Here is a 20,008-nt window from a genome sequence, read left to right as displayed (position 1 = left end):
GGGGGGGGGGGGGGGGGGGGGAATTAGCCCTCGCCGCCCCAGGCACCCCGGGGGTCCCATCGGAGCCCACCGTGCTCGATCTGGAGGACTTCCAGAACATCGCCGATCCCGGTTCATCCGAACTGCTTGAGGGGTACACGGGAATCACGGGGCGCACCTACACGGGCGACCCCTACTGGCTGAATCCGGACTACTGCAACGGCATCATCACCGGTTACACGACTTCCACGACGGCGTGCGCGGAGTCGAACACGTGGGGCTTCAGCGCGGACTGGAACATCCGCCGCCTCGCGCACGTGCTCGGGCAGGTGCAGGGCATGGCCGACCCCGAGGAGAACTTCGCGATCTCCGCGTGGACCACCTCGCCCGACTCCGCAACCGTGACGCCCACCGTGGACTCCGAGGTCTTCCGCACGAACACGCCGTTCACCGTGAACAGCGCGGGGCGCTTCATCACGCTCTCCATCGACGTGGCCGAGGCCTCCTGCGCCTTCGCGGACGGCGCGAACAACTCCCGGCTGGACTTCGCCCTCGTCGACGGCGGCACGGAGCACCCGATGAACGATCAGCCGATCGTCGCCTGCACCGACGACGGCACCGCCGAGTACGAGGCCCCCGACATCGACGATCCGAGCTTCGACGGCTGGGGCAGCGGTGGCGAATCCGTGAAGGCGGGGCGCTACTTCGGCGACCGCTCGTACCTCTTCAGCGGCGACACCCTCGGCATCGTGCTGCGGAACGCCACTCCGAGCGACTGGGGCAACGACTTCGCCTGGGACAACATCCGGATGGTCGACGCCACGCCCCAGCTCGACAAGAGCTTCGAGCACACGACCGTCGCCGCCGACGGGACGACGAACGTCGTCTTCACCGTCACCAACACCACCGAGCTCGCGAGCAAGGAGGGGTGGAGCTTCACCGACGTCCTCCCTGCGGGCCTGCGGGTCGCCGGGAACGGCATCACCGACTGCGCGAACGGCGTCGTGACCGCCCCCGAGGGAGCCGAGTCGATCGGGGTCGCCGGGGATCTGCTCGCGGGGCAGGTGTCCTGCTCGATCACGGTCCCGGTCGCGGCGGTCGCGGCGGGAAGCTACGAGAACTGCGCTTCGAACATCACCGAGAGCGTGGGGGTGAACCTGCCGGACTGCGCCGGCGTCACGTTCGAGGAGACCGTGGATCCGGTCGACCCGACGGATCCCAAGGATCCCACGGACCCGGTCGACCCGACCGACCCGGTCGATCACGGCACCGATACACAGGGCGACTTGCAGGACGCACCGAAGGGCTCATCGAGCCCGAAGGCCTCGAACGACGCCCTGGCCACCACCGGTTCGGAGCGCGGGGTGCTCGCCGCGCTGGCGGGCGCGATGCTGCTCCTGGGCGGCGCAGGCGCACTGTACGTCACCTCGAGGAAGCGCCGGGTCTTCCGGGCCACGGGCTCGAACATCATCTAGGACGGGCGCCCGGTCCGCGCCTCCTCGCTCCCGGGACGCGCCCCTCAGGGGCCGCATCCCGGGAGCGAGGAGCGCTCGGGTGACGAGCGCCTGCAGGGTCGCGCGGTCTCCCCCGGTTTCGACTCGCCGCGCCCGCTCGAGCAGCGCTGGGGTCGGCATCGATCGGGACGCAGAAGAACCCCCGCGATGTAGAAGCTACGCGGGGGTTCAGTAGCGGTGTAATAGCCGCTACGTGGCTCCGACCGGCATCGATCCGGTGACCTTTCGATTAAGAATCGTTTGCGATCAGGCGTTTATGCGGGATAGCGAGAGCTTCGCTCCTGTAAGCGCTGATTAGTCAGTGGCTTACTTTAGCTTCGCTCCCCTACCCGCAAATGTGCGGGATAGATGCGGGGTTGCGGGCAGGAAAGCCCTAATCAATCTCACTTCTATTGTCAAAGAACTCCCTTTGAACCTCTGCCTCAGACATCTCACCACTCAGGCTCAGTTCCCCCGCCTTGATTAGCCCCATCAGCGGAGGGGTTCTCCCAAGGCGAGTAGCACTGGAAAAGACCGATTCCCTAAGGAAAGGGTAAAGAGCAAAGAAACCCACGCGCTCGATAAACTCTTGGAGTACATCAGCAGACGCCTCAGCAGGCTCACTAAACGAATACAGGCCGGCAATGTCTGAAACATACTCTGCATCTTCAAAGCCAACAACTGTTCTCAATCTGAGAGAGAACCCTTCGGGGAACCTTCGCTCGAGGCCCAGACTGTTGACCTGGCGCACCTCGCTCTCCGCGTTTTCGCTAGAGACCCGAACCACCCTAGCTCGTTCCTCGTGCTTTGCAATTCCCTCAAGATCAATCAGCTCGATGAGCTCGTGGATATCGCTAACTTGCCGAGTCACTATGCAGCCATTGCGAAATCAGTACGCTTTACGTTGGCAAGCACCATCCGCTCGCCAGAGGACTTAACAGTCGCGCGTTTGGCGACATATGCATTAGGAATGAAGACGGATCTCGCATCGAGCCGGGCGCCGTCTGCAAGTTGCCCCTCATCCTTCTCGACGCTATGAGCGATCAAAGCTCCCACAGCAATGGCGTAGCGACGAATTGTCGACAACTTCGGGTCATTGTCCAATCGCTCGAAAGCGGCAACAGTGGCCTGCGTCACTCCCATCGCTTTTCCAACTGCGTCCTGGGAGATCCTCTTCTCACTGCGAATAGCGATCAGTTCGCGAATGAGGAGGTAATCTTGCTCGGCGAGCGCCGCGGCAAGCTGCACCTTAGGGTCAGTTACGTCGATTCCAAGGAGCTGTTCGAGAGTGCTCATAGACTGCACTCTATATCGAGACTCCGCCTATTCGCAATTGCATCCCCAAAGGATGCTTTCGCCGCTAGAGAACCGATCGTAGGCTTTGTTGATTTCCTCTTGTTGCGCATCGAACGTTTCTTGTTTCGTTTCAAGAATCTCCTTGACATGAAAATGAGTTGCAATGAGGTGATCTGGCAGCGAAACTGGCTCACCGTGATATTGCCTCAGCTCAAGCCCTTCAACAGACCACCGAATCTCCCACATGAATGGTTTTGTAGCAAGAAAACGCACATCTCCACTCTTCAATACAGGATCGTAGGGGTCGAGTTGACCCCGAAGCGCGAGCCGACGTTTGGCAACAATCTGCCCGGCGACATCTTCACGAACAGAGGGCGCGAGCGTTCCAAGCCACTCCCTAATTGCAGTTAGAGCGGAAACGCCTTGAGGAAAGTCTCGCCAAACCAAGTCCACTGAATTTGGCACTACGCAACGGCTCTGAACGTCCAATCAGACCGCTCCTCTCCTCAGTTACGGACAGCTTACCTATACGCTCTCGAGCAGGAGGGGTTGACGCTTTGGCACCGGGGCCGCTCGCTGAGTCCAGCAAAGGCTATTCGGGCGACAGGCGCCCCACAGCCTCCGGTCGGTCAAGAAAACACCAATAGCGGGGTGCGCTACCGCCTGTAGGCAGCAGGACACCCCACAACATCGACGCGGCCCACGTTCCGTGACATCGAGACCTAGGGAGCTTTGATCGACTCCCCTGCGCTTCGTTGTCCGGACGGGGCCGCATAGAATACTGCCGTGTTCCCTCAAGCGTTTCTCCGCCTCCCCGATAGCGTGCAGCAGATCGTCACCGATGGCCTTGAGGAAGAGATCCGTGCCGGGTTCCAGAAGATCGAGGACGCGAAGCAGGGTGGGTCGCTGAGTCATGAGGCGGTCCGCTCGATCGAGGGGGATATCGTGCGCGCCTCGGAACTGCGGTCGACGCTCACGGGTGAAGCCGCGACGCTCTAACCTCCGTTCACCCCTGCCTGTCAGGGGCCGGCCGTAACCTGTTCAGCCTAGGCGGAGACCATCGCCGGATTGAGTAGCATCTCGTCGAGGAACGGAATCCCTGAACCCGTTGCGCCTTCCCGGAAGTAGAACAAGTAGCCGAAGACGCATACTGCGCCGACCGCGATCACTGCGAGGACGATCATCGCAATGATCGCTTGGCGGCGTTCTTCCTCGACCTTGCGGTTATGGTTCTCGATCCTGACGTTCACCGGACATTTCGTGCCTGGCCGGTGTCGCGTTGTGGGGCAGGTCGATTGGTACTGACACATGAGATGCCGCTTCTATTGGCTGACTGCGCGAAAGTAGGCGCGAACCTCGTCCGCTTGCTCCTCCTTGAGTAGCCACCGCTGATTTGGAACGTGGTCCGGGTGTCGCTCACGCAGGAAGTCACGAACCCTCTTACCAGGCCGAGACTCCGGCTCGTGACCGAGTTCCTTCGCGAGCTCGACGGGCGTAATGGGATAGCTACTCATAGATGCAGCATAAACGACGAAAAGCCCCCTGCAGCATCCCGAAGGACGATGCAAGGGGCTCTGTAGTCGCTACCAATCTTTAATTACGCAGCAAGAGGTCATGAAATCAACGTCTTCCATGCCGCGGGGCTTCTCGGCACAGCTATCCATAGAAGTGGTGACGCCTAGAACATCTAGGAGGATGTCACTTGCGAATCAGCAGCTGCTTAATACCTACCTCGTATGCCCCGTTCTCGGCGATAAGCCCATCGAGCCCATCAAGAAATGCGTGCTGCTGCGGGAGCCCTTTCAACAGGGAAGCCAACGCTAGGCATGACGTATACATCGCCTTCGTCGCGACCCCCCTCGCGCGTTTCGAGTGACTATTTGGCGCTTTGGGAGAGTTGGTTGTGGGGCGCATCCAAAGTCGAGAATGGTGTGCCACTTGGTTCCGAAGGGTAATCATCGAACGTAACTGCGTTTCGAAGATGGTGTTCGCAACGGAACAATCCGTTGCGACGAGAGACCGGAGCTTCCGCCCGTCTTTCGGCTTTGCTGCGAGGATTACGTCCACAAGCGTGCCGAATGAGAGCCCATCAACGATGGCCCATATGGGGAAGCGTTCGGAGGCGAGAGTGCTGTGGGGGTGGGCAAGCTTCTCTGGTTTCCCAGACAGCGAGTTCTCGCTCATGTAGCGCTTGAGCCGGTCCTCGACGTATGGCTCTTTCATGCGGAGAATTTGTCTCACGACGTTGATATTGGGGGTATCTCGGTCGATGTCCAGCTTGAGGTAGTGCTCCTCCTGAAGGAAACAGGCAGTCGGGCTGAAGAGCTCGCAATGGAATTCAACGAGCTGAGCCCTCAGCTGCCATTCCAACCTCTGCAGGGCCGTGAACAAATAGGCAGAGACGCGCTGATCAAGCACGATGACGTCCACGATGCCTTGCAAGGTTGGCTCTTCAGCGATCTGACCACGCGACGCAAGCGCGCCATAGTTCCGCGCATACCCGAGGAAGTGATGAAAGTTGATGTGGCGAAGAAACTCGCGCACTTCGTCCGAAGCTGCTGTCTCTTGCGTGTAGCCCTTTTCGATCAAGAACTCTACGCGCTTCTCAACGCTGAGGTAGGGGACTTCACTCACTCGTGCCCCCCGAAAAGAAAGGACCCCCACAGGGCGCATCGTTGAGAGGCGGTGGGGGGGCTTGTGGGCACAACGATACTTCATGTTGCTGAGAAAAGACAAAGGCCACACGCCGATGCTATCCGAATCCAATAGTTGCGCTTTGCAGGTCGCCCCGCCCGCAGTGGTTGCTGGGGAGGGGCACCTGACCGTTTAGAGTCCTGCGCGTCGGTTGGCTTGCGCCTGCTGCTGAATGGACATGTCGATCTGCTTATCAGCGACGACTTCCATCGTGCCGATCAGGCGGCCGTTCACGTCTTTCACGGTCACTTCGGTGGGCACGTACACGGTGCTCGTGCTGCCCGCACCCATGCCGAGCCGGTTGCCCGTTTCGGCCCAGATCTGACGGTTCCGGTCACGCTCGCTGGGTTTCCCGCTGATGAATGCTTCCCACCCGGTTTCGGGCTCAGCGAACTTGTAGAGCGGTGTCCCACCCGTGTAGATCCCGGTTTCGATGCCCCCGTTTGCCATAGCGCGCGTGTTCTCGTCCACGATGCCACCGTCAGCGAACGCGACCATGTTCGCGTAGTCGTTCATGCCGCCGTTGGCGTAGGCGAACATGTTGCCGTTCGCGCTCCCGAACGCGTTCTTCAAAGCGTTGTTTGCCTCGTCGAGTCCGGTCGCGATGACGTTGATGTAGGTTTCGCGGGTGCGGGTGAGGTTCGCGAGGATCTGTTCCGCGAGTTCCGCACCCATCAACTGAACCTGCGTGGCCACCTGTTCCGGGGTTGCGACGAGCTGGTCCGCGTACTCGCGTGCGGCGTCCTTGCTGCCGGTGAGGGCGAGTGCCACATCGTAGAGCTTCTGCCGGCCCTGCTCGAGGACCGCCGAGTACGCTTCCTGATCACCGCCAGCGGCAGCGATCGCTGCCGCGTGATCGTTCGTGGAGGATGCGACCTCGAGGAGCATCTGCCGGGTTTCACGGCCCGCCTCCGTCGTCACATCCCACGACGCGACCCCGGAGTTCATCTGCTCGTCCAACGCTGCGAGTGCGTCCTGGAAGCTGATCGATGACCGCTCCACATCGAACTGTGCCTTGCCGAAGTTCCGGATCGTGTCTGCAAGATCCTCAACCGCCGCTTCAGTCGACACGGCACTCTCGCTCAGTTCAGCGAGAGCATCCGAGTTCGCTGCAGCCGCCTCAGACGCTTCCTGCGAGGCGAGGGCCGCATCCTCTTGTGCTGCGGCATACTTCGGGAGTTTCGCGTTCAGATCGTCTTGTTCCCAGCCGGCTTCTTTCGCCATCTTCGCGAACTGTTCAAACCCGGCAGCAGCCTCATCCGCCCGCCCCGCACTCACCATCCCCGCAAGCGCCGTATCAAGGTCTTCGATCTGCTGCTTCGCTTCACCAGCCCCTGAGCTGAGGCCACCCATCGACAGCGTGAGAGCCTTCCCCAGCGTCGTGTTCTCGAACGTGGCATGCAAATCACCAACCACGGTGTTCAGTTCCCGCAGATGATTCAGGGCGATCTCATCGGTGCCGATGCCGAGGTTCGCGAGTGGGTTACCGCCGGCAAGCCCCTGCGTGAGTTCCTGGGAAATATCGCCGGTCTTCTTCAACTCCCGTTCGAGTTCCGCAGCCGCGGTCGAGGTGTCGCGGAATGAGCGGATCCAGTCGACCATGTTCGCAGCGATCGGAACCGCAGCAATCGCGATCCCAGCCGGCGCGATCTTCGCAAGAGACGCCGACGTCGACTCCGCCGTGATCCCCAGCTCCTTCAGTGACATGCGGAACGCCGCGTACTTCGGGATGCCCAACATGACCGTGCCCGATGCGAGCGCGACCGCGGCCACGAACACCCCGGTAGCGAGGGCTGCGGACTGCAACTCGGGTGGCAGGTTCGTGTACGCATCGATCATGCCCGTGATGCCATGCACCAACTCCCGCAAAGCATCATTCGCATGTCGCCCGTCTTGATCAGGGCCGTATCCAAAGCACCGCCCAGCGCCTCGAGATCGCCCTTCAGGTTGTCCAGGCGAGCACGCGCCGTCTCAGCCGCATACCCCTGATCGTCAACCGCTGAGATCCAGTCCCGGATGCCCTCCTCACCCTCCGAGTAGAGGACCGTCGCAGCACGGATCGCATCAGACCCGAAGATCGTCTTCAGAGCGGCCTGCTGCTGCTCCACCGACAGATCCTTCAACGCGGTCTGCAGGTTCCCCGCGAACTCCGCAAGACCCACGAAGTTGCCCTGTGAATCGTAGGCCGAGATACCGAGTTCCTGCATCGTCGTTGCAGCCTTCTCCGACGTGGGAGTGAGGGACTGCAGCATGCTCTTGAAGCTGGTGCCAGCATCGGAGCCCAAGAGGCCCTGAGACGCGAACGCAGCAAGACCCGCCGTGGTCTCCTCAATGCTCAGACCCGTCGCGTTCGCCACCATCGCACTCTGGTTCAGAGCCTGCGACAGATCAGTCACATCACCCATCGCCTTACCCGCACCAGCGGCAAGCAGATCGGCCACATGCGCCATATCCGAACCCTCAAGATTGAAGGTCTTCAACGCGGTCGCAGCGATCCCCGCAGCATCAGCAACCCCCAAACCACCAGCAGCAGCCAGATCCAGAGCACCATCCAGGCCACCACTGATGATGTCCGCCGTCGACACACCCGCCTTCGCGAGCTACTCAATCGCGTTCGCCGACTCCTCAGCCGAGAACACCGTCCGCGCCCCAGCCTCCAAAGCCGCATCCGACAGACGCTGCATATTCTCCGCAGACTCATGCGTCGCCGCCTGCACATTCGACATCGCCGCATCAAAATCCGAGAACTTCGCAACCGCGAGACCGACACCAGCAGCCGTCAAACCACCAGCCACCATCGCAGCACGACCCATATCCTCAAACGCCTGCTTCTGCGCCCCCAACTTCTCCGCCTCAGAACCCGTCTCACGAGTCGCCTGAGCCGCCTTCTCCATCGCCGCGATATACCCCTGCACCTGCGCCGACAACGTCACACGTACCGAACGATCAGCCATTGTTCTCACCCTCCTTCACGCGCGCCTCCATGCGCGCATACTCCACACCAGCCATCAGCAGAGCGATCAGCCGCTTCCGCAACTCCCCACCCCACGCTGTTTCGGGCACCAGGCCCGCATACTCATCCCACGCCGCTTCCAGCGCCTTCACGTCAGCCAAACCAACCTTCCGACGCTCAGCAACGAACTCCTCAAAATCCTCACCACGGACCATCCCGGCCCCTTCCCGCGCCCCCAACTTTCAGGAACGCTAAACACGAAAAGGAGCCCCGTTCGGGACTCCCTCAAATACCTCTTCCGATACAACCGGTCACATGTTCCAGCGCGCATTCGCAGCATCCCGCGCAGACGCCGACCGCGACGCCGCAGCCCTCCCCTGTGCTTCCCCTTCCTCCGGGAGATCCAACTGCTTAATCGCACGATCAAACGCGGCCTGCTGCGCCCGCAACTCCCCCAGCAACGGATTCGCGACATCCTGCCCATCGACCCCTTCGCGAGTAAATCCGCGCCGTCGAGCTCAGCCTCCAACAGGCTGATCTGATCCAAAGCGACACACGCGCCACGCAGAATCAGCTTCTCGTGCGGCATCAAGGAGTACGTCTTCAGCGACTCCCGCCACAACTTCCGCCCCTCCGGACTCGAGAACGAAACCTTCATAATCACCTCCAAACAATGAACTTTCCCGCCGAAAACACGACAAAATGAGACAACCGAGCACACCCCTCCAAGGCAGAAACCCGCAGAAACAGGCGCGGCGAGCCACCCCAGCACCCCAAAAAACGAGGAAAACCGCACGCAAATCCGTGTTTGCTAGCCCCGTCGGTACTTTGGCCGGCGTGAGGGGGAGTCCCCGGTGGTGTCAGGTGAGGGTGCCGGGGTGGGCTTCGGGTGTGCGTTCTTAACTAGGCTGAGCTTATGACGATGAAGTGGGGTTCTTCTCTCGCGGGCATGAACACAGTGGTGATGGTGGCGACTGGTCTTGCCCTAACTCTGTCGCTGTCTTCTTGCGTGTCGGTGACTTCTAGAAGCGAGCCGGAGGTCACGCCATCGCCGACCATCAATGAGCCGACGACGTCGCCTGCGCCGGATACGGTAGGTGAGCCACTGGATCAGGCGATCGCTGTTCTTGGGTCCGCAGGTTATGTCGTTGAGTACAAGGACTTCTCCCCTGATGATCGGGGGGTGTGGAGCGAGAAGAACTGGGTGGTCATCGAGCAGGATGCGTCTGATCGGTCGGTGCTCCTGACAGTGAAGAAGGATGACGAGTTGGAGCTCATCACTCCGTCTGGTCTATGGGCTGAGCGGGCACGTTCGAAGTGTCGGACTCAGATCGCTGGGCCTGACGTGGAGTGGACTCATGTTGGTCTTTGGGATGACCCCAAGATGGTTATGGAGTCTGGTGATGATTGGGTGAGGTTCTCAGGTCCTGGTTTAGCGAGCGTCCACAATGAGTGGGGCGACGATGAACACGGGTTCTCCTTCGCTTGCACTGTCACTGGGTCGGGGGATCGAGCCGAGGAGATCACCGAGTTTTCGAGAAGTGATCGCCCGGGCGCTGATATTCGCGTGACGCAGTAGAGGTACTTATGAGTGATGTGTGGCCTGTTGTTGCTGATGTGTTGGTGCCGTCAGCGGCGGTGCTGGTGTCGGCAGGTGTGGCCATTGGGTTGGCTCGAGCAGAGCGCAAGGCGGCCGCTATCGATCGCAAGACTGAACGCGAGCATGCTGAGAAGGCGCGGCAGCGGAGGAAGGTTGAGGATGCCCTTGAACCGTTGCTCGGGACCCTTGCTTGGTTTGTTACTGCTGACCCTGCACGCGAGGACTGGGCGACCACGACGAGGGCGCTTCGGGGCCAGGTATACCTGGTTCAGGCTTTGCCGGATTTGCAATCTCGTGGCCTCGGCGAATGGCTTGCTCTCGAGATTGAGCGTGGCTTGCATACGGCGAACGACTGTTTCGACCAGATTGAGCCAAACGCTGCTTGGTCAGCCTCGTCCGAGCAGGCAGCGATGCTGCGTGCTGAGGTGATGGTTCCGTTTCGCCTCTGGGTAAAGTGCACGATGGATCTACTGGTGATCTGGTTGCGGGGAGACGCAGATACGGCTCAGGTCAAAGCTTGGGCGGATGACGCTGCGGGTGTTGGCTGGGTACTCCCGGATGCCGGGGGCGGCGCTCAGGGTTGAGCGTCGCCCCTTCACCTGGTCCTACTTCATTGTTGATGTACTGTTCGATCGTGGGCGCCCATTCGTAGGTGATGGGGTCGTTGATGGCGGTGAGTCGGGTGTTGCCGTGTTGGATGGTGTCGCGGCGGAGTTGGATGTCTTCGCCGTCGAGTTCTGCTCCGTCTGCGGGGATGCCGGCTGCCCGGAGTTTGCGGATGCCGTCGTGGATTGTGGCGGTGTGGGCGGTGGCGGCTTGCTCGAGGGCTCGGATGGCGTCTGCCACGGCGACTGCTGCGGTCATGACCGTTTTGCGCTTCTCCCCGACATCGGTGATGGTGGCTGCGATGATCTGGCGTGCCTCGTCCGCGGTGGGGAGCTTGGCGCGTTCGGCGTCGGCTGCGGTCTTCGCTTCGGCGTACTTCAGTTCGAGGATCTCGATGCTTTCGCGGATCTCGGTGAGGGTGCCGTAGGGGCGGGTGTTGTCTTTCGGGTTCTTCACGAACTCGAGGTAGTGGCGTTCGTTGGCGCGTTCGTTGTCGAGCTCTGCGGCGAGTTGCTGTTCGAGTTCGGCGGTACGACTGTCGGTGATGCGGATGGTCATGGGGTGGTCCTTTCTTATCGCAGGGTCGCGTCGATGTAGCGGGCGGCGCGCTTGATCTGTGGTGGGTGGCCTCCGGTGCGGCCATTGACGATGAGGTTGTTCGCGATGGTTTTCGCGTCGGGTTCCGGGTCGGGCTCTTCGATGGGTTCGGGTGCCGGCGCGGTGGGGGTGTCGGGGTATTCGGCTTCTACCTCGTCCATCAGGGCGTTGAGTTCCGCGATCTCGTTTCGGCGCTTCGCGTCTTCGATCCGTGCTCGTGCATCGGTCATGGTGTTCCTCCTCAGGAAAATGAATGAAGCCCCGACTGTTGTGTGCGGGGCTCAGGATGTTGGTGCGGCGGTGGGCCGCGGTGTTACTGCTTCTTGGTGGCGCGTCGCCTGCGTCGCAGCGCGTAGCGTTTGCGTGCGGTTGCGCGTCGGCGGTGGGTGGGCCATTCAGCCATCAGTTCACCTCCTCTTCGCGTTGTTGTCGGTCGTGCTCATCGCAGAGGTCGTGTACCTGGTCGACGACTTGACGGGCGATGTCGTACGGGATCATGAGGTAGTGCGTATGCCCCGGATTACCATCCATAGGAACAGTCCCGACCCACAACAGCGCAAGGCGAACATTTCTCGTCGGATCGCTGCCCCAACTGAGTTCGACTTCGCATTTGTGGAGGACGACGGGAATAGCTACCCAGCGCTCCCCGAGGTCAAGTACCGTTGGAGCGCCAAGTCCAGGCGATACGAGGTTGTGGACTTCAGGCTGGTGAAACGTTCAGACGGCGAGCCCATCACAAGCCAGATGCTACGACAGATCCCAGTCGGGGAGATCACGGAGATGGCACTGAATAACGTTGTAAAGCACCATGGAGAGGTACGGAGCAGTGTTGCCAACGGCAGTTTTTCCGAGCTCATCCGACAGTTTCACACCAAGAAAGATGGATTTCCTGCGGGCAAAATGACCGGCGAGAAACTCGAGTGGGTTTCAACTCTCTACGAAATGAGCTCAGCACTGGGCAACAAACCGACTCAGGAAGTAAGCAACATCTTCGAGGTGAGCCTTCGAACCGCTTCAAACTGGATCCGACAGGCCCGTGCTGAAGGGGTGCTCGACAGTGGCTCGTCCTCGTAACCCGATCGGCACATACGGTCTGATCAAGATCGACGAGATCCAGCCCGGCAGGGCCCGCGCACGCACCAGGTATCGCTTCTCTGACGGGAAAGCCCGCCAGGTCGAACGGTTCGGCAGAACAGGTCCACTCGCTGAGCAAGCACTCAAGAAGGCACTCACGACGATCGAGGCTGACCGTGGAGGCGAGTTAAAGCCGTCGACCACCCTGCGCGTGCTGGGTCAGCGTTTCCTCGCGTCTAAGCGGGAACTGGGGCGCAGCGAAGGCACCCTCGAAACCTACGGCTATGCCGTGGACGCGCACATCGTCAAGAAGATCGGTGACATGAGCATCGCCGAGGCGAAGCCCGAGCGTTTGCAGAAGTTCTTGACCACGGTCGAGAAGGAGAGCGGCCCGGGCGCCGCGAAGAATTGTCGGTCCGCGCTCAGCGGCATGATGGGTATCGCCGTCCGTAACGGTGCGATCGCCCACAACCCGGTGCGCGAGCTCGAGCGGATCACACAGCGCAAGAAGAAGGGCTCTACTGCGATTCCGCTCGCAGAGCTCCCCGGGTTTCTCGAGAAGGTGCGCGCCGACGAGTACCTGATCGAGAAGGACACGGTGGAGCTGATCGAGTTCATGTTGTCGTCAGGGTGGCGCGTCGCCGAGACGTGCGCCCTCGATGCAGCATCGATCGACTGGAAAGCCGGGACCGCGACTGTCGAGGCGATCAACGTTCGGGTGAAGGGCAAGGGCATCGTTAGACAGCCCTTTGCGAAGACAGACAAGTCCGCACGTGCCACTCCCCTGCCTAAAGCCACGATGCAGCTCCTGAAGCGCCGTCACGAGCGCCTGAGCGAGTTCACGACGCTGTTGTTCCCCACACCGCTGATGCGGCCACGAGATCCGTCGAACACTCAGCGAGAGATCCGCGAGCGACGCGAGGAGTTGGGATATCCCGATCTATCGACACACTCGTTCCGAAAGACAGTGGCGACCATTCTCGACAAGGCCGGCCTCTCGGCTACCGAGATCGCCGACTATCTCGGCCACGAGAACCCGAGCATGACGCAGGATGTCTACATGAACACCATCAAGGGCGCGACGAAAGCGGCGAAGGTGATGGGGCAGCAACTCAAAGGGCTGATCTGAATGTGCGGGGTTTTTGCGGGGTCAGCGACTGAAAGATATTGAGCCCACATCTCAAATGCAGAGACCAATACTCAAGAACAACAGGGACGCTCGACACAAAAACCCTGGTCAAAGGCAAAAAAGAACCCCCGCAAGTAGAAGCCTTGCGGGGGTTCAGTAGCGGTGTAATAGCCGCTACGTGGCTCCGACCGGCATCGATCCGGTGACCTTTCGATTTTCAGATTGATCAGGGGTTTTTCTCTACTGTATATATATGCAGATCGGCAGAATCACGCGGTTCGGGTCGGTGAGTGTCAGTTAGTTTCAGTTGCTCTTCACGGGATTTATGGCACAAATATGGCACACAATCCAGTGGCCTACTTCCGCTTCACCGTTGCGTGTTTGACCTTCTCAAGTTTCGCCAAGCTCTCCTCGCTCATCAAGCCGGAAGCTACTCGAGTGAGGACAGGACGCTCGCGGTAGAACACCTCACTGTGGTGCAGATCAGAGATTGAGCTCTGCCAGAGATGCAACTTAGACTCGTGCGTTATCTGATGCCTCATGTGTCCGGCCAGAGCGTCGGGAATCCAGCCGTATCGCGACTGCGGCTCCAATTGATAGTCAATCGCTCGACTCACCGCTGTCGCCACCCAGTCCGCGAACTGGATGTTCGAGCTGAGTGCGCTGTCGATATGCATTGGTGGTTCGACAGCAGCCTCCATCTCGGGGAACTCTTTTGAACGCGAGAAGATGTGGGCGTAGCTTGCAGAAACATGCGCGGCGCGTTGCTTCTCGTTGATCTGATCCATCATGATGAGCAAGTTTGAATCTTGACCAGCCGCGTAGCGGCAAAGCCGGTTCACGGTCTCCTGCATGGCGCGCGTCTCCCGTTCGTCACGGTCGAGGCGCACTTGCTTCTCAGTGCCCTTCTCCTTCTGATCGGCGTAGTAGAAAACCTTGCCGCCAAGATTGCCCAGCGTCCGGATGAGGCCTCTGAAGGTGCGGATCTGGCTCCGATAGCTGACCCAAGCGTCTGGAGTAAAGATGTCTGAGCCCTTGCGTTCCCATCGCCCCGGATGCTCGATACCAACCAACTCGTTCGCGAACTGACGTCGCTTTTCTTCGGTGAAGTGCCTACCGAAGCGGCGGGCCGTGCGCTCGGGGATCACGAACCCGGCATAGCCGAACACTGGATTGGTGTTGAAGCGCGGGTGCTCCTTGGAGACGTATGCGCCTGGCTCGCCAATCTCATCGATGTAGGCAAGCAGCACCGGAACTCCTATCGTTCAACGCAGAAACCCACACCGAGGTGTGGGTTTCGCGACTTGGCGCTCTGAGAGATCAAGCTCCCCGCTACCACTAAACATTCTTACACCGTCAAGCGCTCAAATCAACCTTGCTGTTACCTTGAGCACTGCTTCCTCGCCAGCAGCGAACGGCCTCGGCACCAAGCCTGCCGCTGGAACTCGGGGGCCTGGAACGAGGGCTCGCGGTCGTCCAACACTCCGGTCTGCGCCTCACAACATCGGGCTCAAAGTTGAGGTTGAACATTATTTGGACGGGCTCTGCACTTTCTCAACGAGCTCTACCATGCGCTGAACAGATTCAAGTAGTTGAGTCTCGCTGACTGCTGCATTCATATCGTTTTCAGGGTGGTGAACCGAGTTTCTAACGTATGTAGGAAGCGTTGTCATGTACTCACTGCCCGATGTGCGTTTCCATTTCATACATTGGTCGAGTCCGTTTTGGTGAATGAAGCCGTCAATTTCCTTCTCTCTAGCTTCTTTCCCGTCAGGGTCGGCCTGCTCAAGGTGCCATTGGATCCTTCCGTACAACTCATTGTGAAACTCGTTACTACAGACACCGAACGCTCGGTAGTTGATCTCGCCCCAGGTAGGCTCCCCGATACCGAATAACCCGAACTTGGTCGAAGGGTCAACCCGCCGTTCGACACCCTGCCCCGCGACCACTGTAAGCAAATGGCTTTGGGGATCGAACTTGCGGATGAGGTACGGCGAGTGAGTGATAATGAATACCTGCTCGCGCTCCCCAATTTTGCTGAGCGCCTCACCAAGCTTGAGTTGAGCGCTCGGATGGAGCCACGTCTCAGGTTCGTCCAGCATCAGCACAAGAGGGGTTGCATTGCTCTCATCGAGTAGCGCGGCTGATCTGGCATAGAGCTGGATGATTCCAAGCGCAATAGCGCGCTGCATACCAGTTCCCTTACCGTCAACCGGCGTCTCCCCAGCACCATCATCGACGTGCAGACGACCTTGCTTCATGAACACAGCGGCATCGGGAAGCCCGAAATCGAATCGGTAGTCGGCTTGCCCGTACTGCTCATCAACGAGTTGCTTGATACCCGCAGCAAGCTTCTTCGTCTCTGCGATGAACGAATCCTCTTCATCGAGCGCGAATGCTCTCTCATGCGCTTCCGCGAGAGCTCTCCAACGTTCCGTCTCCACAAATCGTTTGAACGACGAGTCAAGCAACCGACCAAGAGTCTTGGTGTTGGCAAAATCGATATGGTCGCCAGGCTGAGCGTCCGCCCATACTGCTTCAAAGTCGAAGATGGCCTTAACTTTGGCATCAATGCCAGTAACATTCTCGAACTGTTGACGCTCCGGATGCCAGAAGCACACCGCTTTCACATCAACGCTCTTTTCCTTACCGCCTTGCACGACTGATCTGGCCTCACTACTTCGCTCCAGACGAAGCACTCGCTGCCCCTCGTCATCGAATACGAAGTCCTTGAGCACCTTAAACTTCTCTTGCTGCACGAGTTCATCAACGTCGTCGGCTACGTCCACCTCCACACGCGTTGGCCCGCTCGCATCGGAGCAATAGAACTTCTCCGGCGTCCACTTTGAAGCAGATGGCCCCTCGAACATGAACAGCAGTGCCTCAAGCACCGTCGATTTGCCACTATTGTTATCGCCCACGAAGTAGTTCACGCCTGGCCTCAACTCGAAATGGTGCTTCCCTCGGAAGCTCTTCACATTCTCAACCGTGACGCTTCTGATATGCATAGCAACTCCATCTGTTCGAGTATTGGTGCGGCGGACAGGCTGCGATCTCAGAGTATCGACTCCCTCCGACAACGAGAGACGACCGATCCCGGTAGAGGCACTTAGAGTCCGCGCGTCAGGCCGCTCTGCGGGCGCGTGTGGCGGTGCTCGTGTCCGTAGTCGTAGCGGTTGGCGCGCTCCTGCGCTGCCCGTTGTGCGTTTTCGCGGGCTGCTTCGGCGGCGCGGGTCTGCTCGATCCGTGCGACCGCTTCGGCGGGTGTGAGTGACCGCAGTAGCTCGGCCTCTGCTCGTGCGTGCTGCGCGGTTTGTGCCGCGCTCTCGGCGCGCTGTGCGGGGTTGGTGCTCAGGTAGGCGTCACGGTTGCGGAGTACGCGCTCTGCGCCGAAGACGCGACCGAACGCCGCCAAGCGCGCGGTCTGTGCCCGCTCCGGCCTGCTCAGGACTTCATTACGCGCCGCCCGGTGTACTTGCTCTGCTTTGATCAGGCGGGGGTCGTTCTCGATCTTGGGCTTGGTGACTCGCTCGACCCAGGCATCGGCGCGTTCGTTCCACTTCGGCGGCTCGCCCCACTCGTCCGTCAATTCCTGGCGCGCTTCGTGAGTTCGCACCTTGCTGCGGTCATACTCGTCGCGGGCACGCCGCTTCCCGAACCACGACGACCCCCGCACCCGCTCACCTGCCGTCTGCTCGGTGGCTTCTGCCTGCTGCCACTCGGTAAGCACTGACTGTGCCGCCGTGACCAGCGGTGTTGTGACCTCGACGCGTACCTGCTCAGCGTGCTGCCTCGCCTGACGCTCGGCCTTGCTTGCCGCTTCGCGTATCGCTGTCTCGCGGGTACGGAGGTCGGCAAGGGCGGCGCTGACCTGCTGCCAGCGTCCGGCCTGCGCCTCAGCAGTCGCCGCCCGTTGCATGAGCGCGGCTACCTCGTCGCCCACGAACCGCGCCGGGCCATCCGCGATCAGCCCCGCGACTTCCTCAGCGGCGCGCTGGGTCGCCTCGGAAAGGCCACGGTCGGCCCGGTCGCGCTCCATCGCCGCCACGAACTGCACTCGCGCTTGATCCAAGTCCTCTGCCACGAAATGCAGCAGATTCGATTCGCGACCTCTGGTCATGCCGACGTAGATGCTTGCGGCGCTGGTGGAGTCGGTCAGGAGGGTGTGCGAGGCGGGCACAGTCGCGCCCTGCACCCCGTAGGAGGTTGCCGCGTAGGACAGGTGGGCGTGCTCGGCCACATAGTCGGCAGGCAGGCGCACGGTGCGCGGTCGTTTCCGCCCACTCGCCGCCTCGCGCGCGGTGACGGTGCCGTCGTCTGCGACGTGCTGCACGATCCACTGCTGCCGATTCGCCACCCCCAGGCGAGTGTTGTTCTTGCGGGTCTGGATCAGGTCACCGGCTCCGACGGGGAGACCGTCGTTCCCGTAAGCGGTGCGGTGCTCGTCGACCTCGCCGCGTGCCACGCGCTTGTCGCGGATACTCGAGTTCACGGCCCGCGCCTCGTCGTTCGAGGTCACCGTGACGGCCTCGCCGTTCTGTCGCTCCTGAGCGATATACTCGCGCAACTCATCACGGCCCGCGTGGAGGCGTACAAGTCCAAGTGCGGCGAGCTGGTCGAAGACCGCGCCGGGGTCTCTGCCGTCGCGCATCTGCAAGGTGACTTCGGCATAGGCCGGGTCGGTGAAGCGGTGGACTTCGGCCATGTCGTAGGTGCGGCCTCTGAGTTGCGCGGCCATGTCGAGCACACCGCCGCGCCCGACTGCAGCAAGCTGCGCACGATCCCCAACCAGTGCGACCGTCGCCCTAGCCTCAGCGCAGACGGTGAACAGTGCGATTGCGGTGTCTTGGTCGAGCATCCCCGCCTCGTCCACGATCACCCGCTCACCCTGCGCTATCCGCGCACGCTTGCAGGGCCCACGATAGACCTCGCCAGTCTCGGGGTCGGTATCGCCTGGCGCGAGCCGCGACCATACGCCGTCACTGTTCCAGCGCCACCCGTATGCGCGAACCAGCGCCGCCACCGAAGCGGTCTGCACACCGAGTTCGTCGCGCGCAACCAGCGCGGCACGTTTCGTCGGTGCAACCACCCGTGATGCTCTGCCGTGTTGCGCTGCGGCTTCGATTGCAACGCCGAGCATGGTTGTCTTGCCTGCGCCCGCTGCTCCCTCCACGATCACCAGCGGATCGGCTGATGCAACGGCGGCGGCGGCGCGCTCCTGCCCTGCATTAAGCCCTCGCGCTTCTGCCGCCGCGCGCACGTCAGCGTGTTCCGGTTCGTGGTCTGGCACTCGTGCGGCAATGAGGTCGCGTAGTTCCGTCTCGGCCTGCACTACGCGCAGGCTCGTGAGGTGCGCCACGCGCTCCGGCGTCGGCGCACCAGGTGCGAGCACCGAGAAGCAGTCTTCTAGCGCGAGCGCGGTGGCGATACTCACAAATTCGCGTATCTCGGCGGGTGCTGCTTGCACGCCGTACTCGGTCATGATCCGGATGGCGTGCTCCTGCACGGTATGGCGCGTCCAGGTCGAACTTCCTGCGGCGCAGCGATCCAGCGCTCGGTTCGCCACCGTTTGCACCAAGAGATCATCCAAAGACACCGGCGCACGGCACACTGGCCGGCGCAACGTAGCGGGATCGTAGCCGGCCTCGCGCAACTCCGTCACCCACGCATTTTCTTCGCGGAGCGTGGTGGGCTTCTTCGCGGGTCGCTCATACGCCCACGCTTTCGCCGCGAGCCGGGCGGAGATAACCGGCCCTATCGATTCCCCGGGATGTGCCGCCTCCCACTCTGCCCGCATACGGTCAAGATGACCGCGCACCTGTTCACCGCGCTTACTCATCACCGCGTTGAATCGTTCGAGTTCGGCAACCTCGCCGGTCACGGGGTCGAGGGTAAGGTCGTGCCGATCCAGCACCTCGGCAAGCTCAGGGTGCGCGGCGATCACTGCCATGCCCAGGGCGCGGATCGCACCCTGCTGTCGGAACAATGCAGCGGTATCGAGCGCCCGCCACTTCCCTGCCGCCCGCACCCGTGTACCGATCTGGAAGTGGATGTGCCGGTGGGGATCGCCTGCCCGCGAGGTTCGGTGCGAGACGGCTACGGTCTGCAACTGCTCAACGGGCACGACCTCCTGTTTTCCGCGTGAGCCGACACGGGTAACCGAGTGCTGAGCGAGCCAGTGCTGAATCTCCGCCACGGCGTCCTGCTGTGCCCGGTCGAGCGCAGCCGATACCTCGGGATGGAGTGCGGCAGCGATTGAGAGCGACTTCGGGGCGGTCACGACCATTTCAGCGAATCGCGGCGACCCCCGCCGATCCTCCCCCGGCAGACGCGGTCTGCCCATCGACTCTCCCGCGAGCGGGTTCACCCAGTCCACCCAGCTTGAATACGCTTCCGGGTCAAGCCCCAGCGCGGCGGTCACGTCGCCGTCACCATCGAGCGCGGTGAACGCTGCGACAGTCGTCTCCGCGCTGAGATAGTAGTCGTCCGCGCGGGAACGGTCGGCCTCGACGTAGCGGCGCGCGTCAGCTCCGGTTCCCCGGAACAGGATCACGCCGCCATGCATGTCACTCGCCTCACTTACTCAT

General features: G+C 61.1%; 18 protein-coding genes and 1 pseudogene. 6 read left to right on the top strand and 13 right to left on the bottom strand.

The window, feature by feature from the left end:
- Nucleotides 1–71: 71 nt before the first annotated feature.
- Nucleotides 72–1,454 carry a DUF7933 domain-containing protein gene (locus tag ACWKZU_RS15505; protein WP_449283230.1) on the top strand — a complete coding sequence of 461 codons (1,383 nt, stop codon included), beginning with the start codon at nt 72–74 and terminating at the stop codon, nt 1,452–1,454.
- 412 nt (nt 1,455–1,866) lie between these two features.
- On the opposite strand, the gene ACWKZU_RS15500 is transcribed toward ACWKZU_RS15505, so the two are convergent.
- From ACWKZU_RS15500 to ACWKZU_RS15490, 3 genes are read right to left on the bottom strand one after another with little or no spacing between them, the layout of a single operon-like run.
- The gene (locus ACWKZU_RS15500) at nt 1,867–2,343 is read right to left on the bottom strand and encodes a hypothetical protein (protein ID WP_449283229.1); all 477 of its coding nucleotides are present in this window, start codon (nt 2,341–2,343) and stop codon (nt 1,867–1,869) included.
- The gene (locus ACWKZU_RS15495; protein ID WP_449283228.1) at nt 2,343–2,768 is read right to left on the bottom strand and encodes a helix-turn-helix domain-containing protein; all 426 of its coding nucleotides are present in this window, start codon (nt 2,766–2,768) and stop codon (nt 2,343–2,345) included. The genes ACWKZU_RS15500 and ACWKZU_RS15495 overlap by 1 nt, the downstream gene beginning before the upstream one ends.
- A 27-nt stretch (nt 2,769–2,795) precedes the next feature.
- Complete coding sequence (locus tag ACWKZU_RS15490; RefSeq protein ID WP_449283227.1) at nt 2,796–3,257, bottom strand: hypothetical protein; 462 nt, start codon at nt 3,255–3,257, stop codon at nt 2,796–2,798.
- A gap of 297 nt (nt 3,258–3,554) precedes the next feature.
- On the opposite strand from ACWKZU_RS15490, the gene ACWKZU_RS15485 reads away from it, so the two are divergent.
- Complete coding sequence (locus tag ACWKZU_RS15485) at nt 3,555–3,767, top strand: hypothetical protein (RefSeq protein ID WP_449283226.1); 213 nt, start codon at nt 3,555–3,557, stop codon at nt 3,765–3,767.
- 47 nt (nt 3,768–3,814) lie between these two features.
- On the opposite strand, the gene ACWKZU_RS15480 is transcribed toward ACWKZU_RS15485, so the two are convergent.
- From ACWKZU_RS15480 to ACWKZU_RS15460, 5 genes and pseudogenes are all read right to left on the bottom strand, one after another.
- Entirely contained in the window at nt 3,815–4,018 is a 204-nt protein-coding gene (locus ACWKZU_RS15480; RefSeq protein ID WP_449283225.1) for a hypothetical protein, read from the bottom strand.
- Between the two features lie 448 nt (nt 4,019–4,466).
- On the bottom strand, nt 4,467–5,402 hold the full coding sequence (locus ACWKZU_RS15475; RefSeq protein WP_449283224.1) for an Abi family protein: 936 nt from the start codon (nt 5,400–5,402) through the stop codon (nt 4,467–4,469).
- Between the two features lie 192 nt (nt 5,403–5,594).
- The gene (locus ACWKZU_RS15470; protein ID WP_449283223.1) at nt 5,595–7,301 is read right to left on the bottom strand and encodes a hypothetical protein; all 1,707 of its coding nucleotides are present in this window, start codon (nt 7,299–7,301) and stop codon (nt 5,595–5,597) included.
- Nucleotides 7,298–8,260 (bottom strand): annotated as a pseudogene (locus tag ACWKZU_RS15465) (phage tail tape measure protein). Before ACWKZU_RS15465 ends, ACWKZU_RS15470 begins: the two are co-directional and overlap by 4 nt.
- Before the next feature lie 148 nt (nt 8,261–8,408).
- Nucleotides 8,409–8,630: a hypothetical protein gene (locus ACWKZU_RS15460; protein ID WP_449283222.1), complete on the bottom strand. Its 222-nt coding sequence runs from the start codon at nt 8,628–8,630 to the stop codon at nt 8,409–8,411.
- 701 nt (nt 8,631–9,331) lie between these two features.
- Here ACWKZU_RS15460 and ACWKZU_RS15455 point away from each other — a divergent pair.
- Together ACWKZU_RS15455 and ACWKZU_RS15450 are read left to right on the top strand one after the other, a co-directional pair.
- A complete protein-coding gene (locus ACWKZU_RS15455) occupies nt 9,332–9,994 on the top strand; it encodes a hypothetical protein (protein ID WP_449283221.1) in 663 nt (220 codons plus the stop codon).
- An 8-nt stretch (nt 9,995–10,002) separates the two neighbouring features.
- Nucleotides 10,003–10,599, top strand: coding sequence for a hypothetical protein (locus ACWKZU_RS15450; RefSeq protein ID WP_449283220.1), 597 nt, complete (start codon nt 10,003–10,005; stop codon nt 10,597–10,599).
- Here ACWKZU_RS15450 and ACWKZU_RS15445 read toward each other — a convergent pair.
- Entirely contained in the window at nt 10,526–11,179 is a 654-nt protein-coding gene (locus ACWKZU_RS15445) for a hypothetical protein (RefSeq protein WP_449283219.1), read from the bottom strand. The genes ACWKZU_RS15450 and ACWKZU_RS15445 overlap by 74 nt on opposite strands.
- A gap of 14 nt (nt 11,180–11,193) precedes the next feature.
- Nucleotides 11,194–11,448 carry a hypothetical protein gene (locus tag ACWKZU_RS15440; RefSeq protein ID WP_449283218.1) on the bottom strand — a complete coding sequence of 85 codons (255 nt, stop codon included), beginning with the start codon at nt 11,446–11,448 and terminating at the stop codon, nt 11,194–11,196.
- Between ACWKZU_RS15440 and ACWKZU_RS15435 the strand changes: the two genes are divergently transcribed.
- Both ACWKZU_RS15435 and ACWKZU_RS15430 read left to right on the top strand, forming a co-directional pair.
- Nucleotides 11,447–12,292: a hypothetical protein gene (locus ACWKZU_RS15435; RefSeq protein ID WP_449283217.1), complete on the top strand. Its 846-nt coding sequence runs from the start codon at nt 11,447–11,449 to the stop codon at nt 12,290–12,292. The two genes, ACWKZU_RS15440 and ACWKZU_RS15435, sit on opposite strands and share 2 nt — an antisense overlap.
- Nucleotides 12,276–13,421 carry a site-specific integrase gene (locus ACWKZU_RS15430; protein ID WP_449283216.1) on the top strand — a complete coding sequence of 382 codons (1,146 nt, stop codon included), beginning with the start codon at nt 12,276–12,278 and terminating at the stop codon, nt 13,419–13,421. The genes ACWKZU_RS15435 and ACWKZU_RS15430 overlap by 17 nt, the downstream gene beginning before the upstream one ends.
- Nucleotides 13,422–13,777: 356 nt before the next feature.
- On the opposite strand, the gene ACWKZU_RS15425 is transcribed toward ACWKZU_RS15430, so the two are convergent.
- The 3 genes from ACWKZU_RS15425 to mobF form a co-directional block, all read right to left on the bottom strand.
- Nucleotides 13,778–14,671 carry a DUF3800 domain-containing protein gene (locus tag ACWKZU_RS15425; protein WP_449283215.1) on the bottom strand — a complete coding sequence of 298 codons (894 nt, stop codon included), beginning with the start codon at nt 14,669–14,671 and terminating at the stop codon, nt 13,778–13,780.
- A gap of 279 nt (nt 14,672–14,950) precedes the next feature.
- Nucleotides 14,951–16,429: an ATP-dependent nuclease gene (locus tag ACWKZU_RS15420; RefSeq protein ID WP_449283214.1), complete on the bottom strand. Its 1,479-nt coding sequence runs from the start codon at nt 16,427–16,429 to the stop codon at nt 14,951–14,953.
- A gap of 101 nt (nt 16,430–16,530) precedes the next feature.
- A complete protein-coding gene (gene mobF / locus ACWKZU_RS15415) occupies nt 16,531–19,986 on the bottom strand; it encodes a MobF family relaxase (RefSeq protein WP_449283213.1) in 3,456 nt (1,151 codons plus the stop codon).
- Nucleotides 19,987–20,008: the final 22 nt, after the last annotated feature.

It is taken from the genome of Leucobacter sp., assembly GCF_053528595.1.
The sequence above is the reverse complement of the archived record's forward strand: the minus strand, read 5'-3'. Positions and strand labels throughout refer to the sequence as shown.

What these genes read in the sequence shown, in the direction of transcription:
- ACWKZU_RS15495 (WP_449283228.1), bottom strand. Translation starts at nt 2,768, where the DNA reads ATGAGCACTCTCGAACAGCTCCTTGGAATCGACGTAACTGACCCTAAG.
- ACWKZU_RS15470 (WP_449283223.1), bottom strand. Translation starts at nt 7,301, where the DNA reads ATGATCGATGCGTACACGAACCTGCCACCCGAGTTGCAGTCCGCAGCC.
- ACWKZU_RS15460 (WP_449283222.1), bottom strand. Translation starts at nt 8,630, where the DNA reads ATGGTCCGTGGTGAGGATTTTGAGGAGTTCGTTGCTGAGCGTCGGAAG.
- ACWKZU_RS15455 (WP_449283221.1), top strand. Translation starts at nt 9,332, where the DNA reads ATGACGATGAAGTGGGGTTCTTCTCTCGCGGGCATGAACACAGTGGTG.
- ACWKZU_RS15450 (WP_449283220.1), top strand. Translation starts at nt 10,003, where the DNA reads ATGAGTGATGTGTGGCCTGTTGTTGCTGATGTGTTGGTGCCGTCAGCG.
- ACWKZU_RS15445 (WP_449283219.1), bottom strand. Translation starts at nt 11,179, where the DNA reads ATGACCATCCGCATCACCGACAGTCGTACCGCCGAACTCGAACAGCAA.
- ACWKZU_RS15435 (WP_449283217.1), top strand. Translation starts at nt 11,447, where the DNA reads ATGGTGTTCCTCCTCAGGAAAATGAATGAAGCCCCGACTGTTGTGTGC.
- ACWKZU_RS15440 (WP_449283218.1), bottom strand. Translation starts at nt 11,448, where the DNA reads ATGACCGATGCACGAGCACGGATCGAAGACGCGAAGCGCCGAAACGAG.
- ACWKZU_RS15420 (WP_449283214.1), bottom strand. Translation starts at nt 16,429, where the DNA reads ATGCATATCAGAAGCGTCACGGTTGAGAATGTGAAGAGCTTCCGAGGG.
- mobF (WP_449283213.1), bottom strand. Translation starts at nt 19,986, where the DNA reads ATGCATGGCGGCGTGATCCTGTTCCGGGGAACCGGAGCTGACGCGCGC.